The 4745-nt window shown below is 71.9% G+C and carries 10 protein-coding genes; 7 read left to right on the forward strand and 3 right to left on the reverse strand.

The features are described 5' to 3' along the window. Positions 1–586, forward strand: a 586-nt coding sequence (locus I5I_RS04885; RefSeq protein ID WP_036317142.1) for a phosphoenolpyruvate carboxykinase domain-containing protein, incomplete at its 5' end; no start/stop codon positions are given. On the opposite strand, the gene I5I_RS04890 is transcribed toward I5I_RS04885, so the two are convergent. From I5I_RS04890 to I5I_RS04900, 3 genes are read right to left on the reverse strand one after another with little or no spacing between them, the layout of a single operon-like run. Further along, positions 564–905, reverse strand: coding sequence for a hypothetical protein (locus I5I_RS04890; protein WP_036317145.1), 342 nt, complete (start codon positions 903–905; stop codon positions 564–566). The two genes, I5I_RS04885 and I5I_RS04890, sit on opposite strands and share 23 nt — an antisense overlap. Next, positions 902–1483 carry an Asp23/Gls24 family envelope stress response protein gene (locus I5I_RS16010; RefSeq protein WP_148285484.1) on the reverse strand — a complete coding sequence of 194 codons (582 nt, stop codon included), beginning with the start codon at positions 1481–1483 and terminating at the stop codon, positions 902–904. Before I5I_RS16010 ends, I5I_RS04890 begins: the two co-directional genes overlap by 4 nt. Then, the gene (locus I5I_RS04900; RefSeq protein WP_036317148.1) at positions 1480–2025 is read right to left on the reverse strand and encodes an RNA polymerase sigma factor; all 546 of its coding nucleotides are present in this window, start codon (positions 2023–2025) and stop codon (positions 1480–1482) included. Before I5I_RS04900 ends, I5I_RS16010 begins: the two co-directional genes overlap by 4 nt. A 245-nt stretch (positions 2026–2270) precedes the next feature. Between I5I_RS04900 and I5I_RS04910 the strand changes: the two genes are divergently transcribed. The 6 genes from I5I_RS04910 (at position 2271) to I5I_RS17915 (ending at position 4725) form a co-directional block, all read left to right on the forward strand. Then, entirely contained in the window at positions 2271–2690 is a 420-nt protein-coding gene (locus I5I_RS04910) for an Asp23/Gls24 family envelope stress response protein (RefSeq protein WP_036317153.1), read from the forward strand. Then, positions 2687–2884 (forward strand): DUF2273 domain-containing protein, encoded by a 198-nt coding sequence (locus tag I5I_RS04915; RefSeq protein WP_036317155.1) that lies wholly within the window; start codon positions 2687–2689, stop codon positions 2882–2884. Before I5I_RS04910 ends, I5I_RS04915 begins: the two co-directional genes overlap by 4 nt. Positions 2885–2886: 2 nt before the next feature. Further along, positions 2887–3198: a hypothetical protein gene (locus I5I_RS04920; protein ID WP_036317159.1), complete on the forward strand. Its 312-nt coding sequence runs from the start codon at positions 2887–2889 to the stop codon at positions 3196–3198. Further along, positions 3195–3797: a hypothetical protein gene (locus I5I_RS04925; RefSeq protein ID WP_036317162.1), complete on the forward strand. Its 603-nt coding sequence runs from the start codon at positions 3195–3197 to the stop codon at positions 3795–3797. The genes I5I_RS04920 and I5I_RS04925 overlap by 4 nt, the downstream gene beginning before the upstream one ends. Then, positions 3794–4354: a hypothetical protein gene (locus I5I_RS04930; RefSeq protein WP_036317165.1), complete on the forward strand. Its 561-nt coding sequence runs from the start codon at positions 3794–3796 to the stop codon at positions 4352–4354. The genes I5I_RS04925 and I5I_RS04930 overlap by 4 nt, the downstream gene beginning before the upstream one ends. Before the next feature lie 80 nt (positions 4355–4434). After that, positions 4435–4725, forward strand: coding sequence for a CsbD family protein (locus tag I5I_RS17915; protein ID WP_036317167.1), 291 nt, complete (start codon positions 4435–4437; stop codon positions 4723–4725). Positions 4726–4745 lie beyond the last annotated feature (20 nt).

Raw genomic sequence — 4745 nt, forward strand, 5'->3', positions numbered from 1 at the left:
CGGTGGGCGTCGGGCCACGAACGTCCCCCTCGTGCTGGAGGCCACGGATTGGACGCCCGGGGTGTTCCTCGGCTCCAACATTTCTCCCGAGCGCACCGCCGCCGCCGAAGGGACCGTCGGTGAGCTGCGCCGCGACCCCTTCGCGATGCTCCCGTTCTGCGGCTACAACATGGCGGACTACTTCGGTCACTGGCTCAAGGTCGGCCAGCGTCTGCGCTTCGACCGCGCCCCGCGCATCTTCCAGGTCAACTGGTTCCGAAAGGGCGACGACGGCCGCTTCCTCTGGCCGGGTTTCGGTGACAACGCACGCGTGATCGACTGGATCATCCGCCGCATCGAAGGTGTCGTTCCGGCCATCGACAGCCCGATCGGACGACTGCCCCGCACGGAGGATCTGAACCTCGAGGGCATCGAGGTTCCGGACGCCGACCTCGAGGCCCTGTTCGCGATCGACCGCGACCTGTGGCTGCAGGAGGCCGGGCTCACGGAGGAGTTCTACCGCACGTTCGAGGGACGGGTGCCCCCGGCGCTGTACGCCGAGCTCGCGGCTCTTCGCTACCGCCTCAAGCTCGCCGCGTCGCGGTGATGCGGCTGACGCGCACGGTGACGTGTGCGTCAGGTGCGCCCAGCGCCTCGCGCACCCGCAGCGCGACCTCGCTCGCCACCGCGGCGACGCGACCGCCCGTGACGCCGATGCTCACCGTCACTTCCAGCGCCTGCGCGCGCCGCGTCACCACGCTGTACGCGCCGTCGCCGGCGAGCTTCGCCCGCCACAGGCGCGCCGGGAGGGCGGCGGCGTAGTACAGCTCGGCCACGCCGGTGACCGCCCTCGCGGCGGCATCCACGATCAGGGCGAGCTCGGTGGGCGCGTCGCCGCTCGCCGATCGGGTCGCGGTGTCGCTCATCGCTCCTCCTCCCGCAGCCGCAGCGAGTCGATCGTGACATCGACGACGCCGACGGTCCATCCGCCGTACTCCTCGAGATCGGCGCGCACGCGCTCTCGCACCGAATCTGCGATGCGCGCCAGCCCGCGTCCCGCGCCGAGCACGCTGTCCAGGACGCTGATCGTCAGCCGCACGTCGACGCGTACATCCTCGTGGAGCGTGAGATGCACCCGTTCTACGAGCACGCCCTCCACCGCGTCGCCGGCGTCGCGGACGAGACCGCGCACGGCGCCCTCGGTCACCACGACGCGTACCGGGTCGTCGTCGACGAGAGGCAGGTCGCGCCCCGCGCGAGATTCGCGGGCGACTTCGCCGAGAATCTGTTGGAACCAGGTCTCGGAGACATCGTCACGGGCGTCGGTCTCGATGAGTTCGCGCGACAGTGCCCCGAGGCGGTCCATCGAATCCAGCACGGCTCGGCACTGCGCATCGCCGTCGATCGCGGGGATCGCCGGCGTCCGTCCGCGCTCGTGATAAGCCGCGAGCTCCTCGAGGGTGTGGCCCGAATCGCCGATCTCCTCGCGCGTCATCCCGCTCACCTCCACTCCTTCATCCGGTCGTAGATGGTCGCCCGCGCCCGCGCGAGCCTGCCGCGCACCGCCGTCGCGGACACGCCCAGCTCGCGGGCGATCTCGTCGTAGCCGTATCCGCTCACCTCGCGCAGCAGCCAGGTCGTGCGTTGCTCGACCGGCAGCTCGTCCAGCACGCGCCGCAGCATGTCCAGTTGAGAGGATGCCACGGCAGACTCGTCGGGTGTGGGCTGCAGAGCCTCGGGCTCCGTGTCCTCGATCGGTGCGGTGGGCGCCGCGCTGCGCAGACGGTCGGTGGCCTTGCGTGCCACGATCGTCGACAGCCAGGAACGGACGCGGTCGGGCTCGCGCAGTTCCGGGAGCCGTCGCCACGCGATGATCAGGGCCTCCTGCACGCAGTCGTCGGCGTCGGCGCGTGAGCGCAGCAGCCGGGTGGCGAAGCCGATCAGGTAACCGCTGTGCCGACGCACGAGCACTGCGAACGCGCGCTCGTCGCCGTCGGCGGCGCGTGCGGCCAGAACGCCGTCTTCGACGTGTGTCAGCGTGTCCACACCGCTTCCCCCCTCGCGCCGTCGTCACCCTGCGGGCCGCGCGATGCCCCCTGGATACCTCGACCGTGCCACGCGCAGCTGACGCGGCCAAGGGGTTGCGTCGCCGCCGCGCAGCCATTAGGCGCGCCGACAGCTCCCGCGGCGGCACTCAGCGAACTGCCAGGAAATCCACCGTGACGAAACCCCTGCGGCATCCGTCACACCTGTGAACGCCCTCACCGGAGGGCCGGAAAGGACAAGACATCATGGCTACCACGACCCCCACCACCTCCGCCGTCGCACCTGCTGCGGGCGCCGGCAAGACCGTCATCGTCGACCCGGTCATCGCCAAGATCGCCGGCATCGCCGCCTCTTCCGTGCCCGGCGTGCACGCCCTCGGCGGCGGAGCCGCGCGCGTCATCGGCAGCATCCGTGAGGCCGTGGGCGCCAAGGATCTGGGTCAGGGTGTGAACGTCGAGGTCGGCGAGACGCAGGTCGCCGCCGACATCACGATCGTGGCCGAGTACCCCGAGCAGCTGCAGCGCGTCGCGACCGACGTGCGCACGGCCGTCGCCGATGCCATCACCGAGCTCGCCGGCATGGAGGTCACCGAGGTCAATGTGACCGTCGTCGACGTCCACATCCCGGGTGACGACGAGGCTCCCGCCCCGGAGCGTGTCCAGTGACCGGCGGGAGTCCCACGGTGTGGGGAGCGGTCGCGGGCGCGGTGCTCGCCGTCGCCGCACTGGCGTTCGGCTTCTGGGGCATGGTGCTCGTGGCGGCTCTCGCCGCCATCGGCGGCCTCATCGGCGCCGCGGTGTCGGGTCGCATCGACCTGCGCGCCGCGATCGATGCCGCCCGCGGCCGGCGGGTGGGCTGACCATGGATGCCGCACGGATCCCCGGTCGGGTCACCATCTCCGCACGGGCCTACGAGCGCGTCGCGGCGGCGGTCCTCGCCGATGAGCTGGGCGTTCCCGCCCGCGCGTCCCGCGCCCACGTGCGCGACGCGGGCGGGGCCCTCGCCCTGGATCTCACCAGCGGCATCCGAGCCGACGGCGACCCCATCGCGGCCAGCGCCGCTGCCGCACGCACCCGCACCGGTGAGCGCGTGAGCGCACTCACCGGAGCACTGGTCGGAGGCATCCGACTGCGCATCACTCACCTCGTCACGCAGAACAGGAGCAGCTCGTGAACACCACATCGGCACCCGTCGAGGTCGTTCCGGCGGGAGCGCCCGACCGGCTTCAGAGCGCGGCTGCGCGGCGTCTGCAACGACGTTCGCGTGCTGTCTGGGTGAGCTGCGCCCTGGTCGTGATCATCGTCGTCGCCGCGGCGCTGGCCACCGAGCTGGTGCTGTCGGCTCTCGGGCGCCCCGCGCTGCTCGTGGCCCCGGACGCCGTTCGCTCGGCGCTCGCCGAGGGGGGGACGACCGGCACGATCGTCGCCGCGGCGGCCGCACTGTTCGGCATCGTGTGTCTCTGGGGTGCATTGGCGCCCGGGCGCACTCATCGCCGGGCCCTGGCCGCCGGCCGGGTACCCCTGGTGGTCGACGACGCGATCGTGGCCGGCGCCCTCTCGCGCGCCGCCGCCACGGCCGCAGCCGTCACCAACTCCCACGTGTCCACGCAGCTCGACGCTCGTCGTGCGCGCATCTCCCTCACTCCCGCGACCGGGTTTCCGGTCGACCGCGAACAGGTGGAGCGTGCCGCCGATCGGCTGCTCACCCAACTCGGCGCGGCGCCGCGACTGACGGCTCGCGTCGAGGTGACCCCGGAAGGACGGCTGTCATGAGCACGGCATCCCGCTTCGTCAACCGCACGATCCTCTTCGTGCTGGCCGTGGGCGCCCTCGCCGTCGCCGCGACCGCGGCCTGGCCGCTCTTCGCCGAGGGGCGACCGTCGCCGCTGCTGGCCATGGCCGCCGATGTCGTCCGCGGCACGGGGGTGGCACCGCAGACCCAGGCATGGATCGCTGCGGGCATCCTCGCGCTGGTCGTCGTGATTGCGCTCGTGGTCGTGCTCACCCGCGGTGAGCGGCACGTCCGGGCGGTCCTCGACGAGGGCGGCATCGCCATCGATGACGGCGTCGTCGCCGATCTGCTCCGGCAGTCGCTCGCGGACGTGCCCGACGTGCTGGCGGTCTCGGCGGTGACCTCTCGCCGTCGCCGTCGCCGGCTTCTGCGGGTGCGGGTGCAGGTGCGCCCGCGCGCCGACCTGGGACTCGTCCAGCGTCGCGTCGCCGGTGCGGTCGCCGATACCGACCGCCGGCTGGGGCTCGCGCTACCACTGGTCGTCCAGCTCACGGGCGGTCTGCGTTCCGCCGTCGCCCACGAGCGCCGCGTCGCCTGACGAACGACGCTCACCGAACTTCCCGGGCCGCCCGGGATCCCGAAAGAAACCGGAACCATCACCAGAGAAAGGAGTCCCTCATGGGCCTCGCAGATGACATCAAGAACACCGCCGAGAACCTGACCGGCAAGGCCAAGGAGGCGATCGGCAACCTCACCGACAACGACAAGCTCGTCGCCGAGGGCAAGGCCGCCGGCGCGTGCGCGGCGATGACGTCGAGCAACTCGGCGAAGGCGGCGTGGACCTGGCCGGCGGCATGTCGGCTGAGGGCCTGGAAGACGGCGAGGGAGATCGCGTCGGGAAACTCGCGGCGTGCGTCGGCGAACACCCGGAGGGAGTCGTCGAGCCGGTCGAGGTTGCGCAGACTCTAGAGGATCCCCGGGACCGAGCT

It is taken from the genome of Microbacterium sp. B24, assembly GCF_000333415.1.
Taxonomy (GTDB): domain Bacteria; phylum Actinomycetota; class Actinomycetes; order Actinomycetales; family Microbacteriaceae; genus Microbacterium.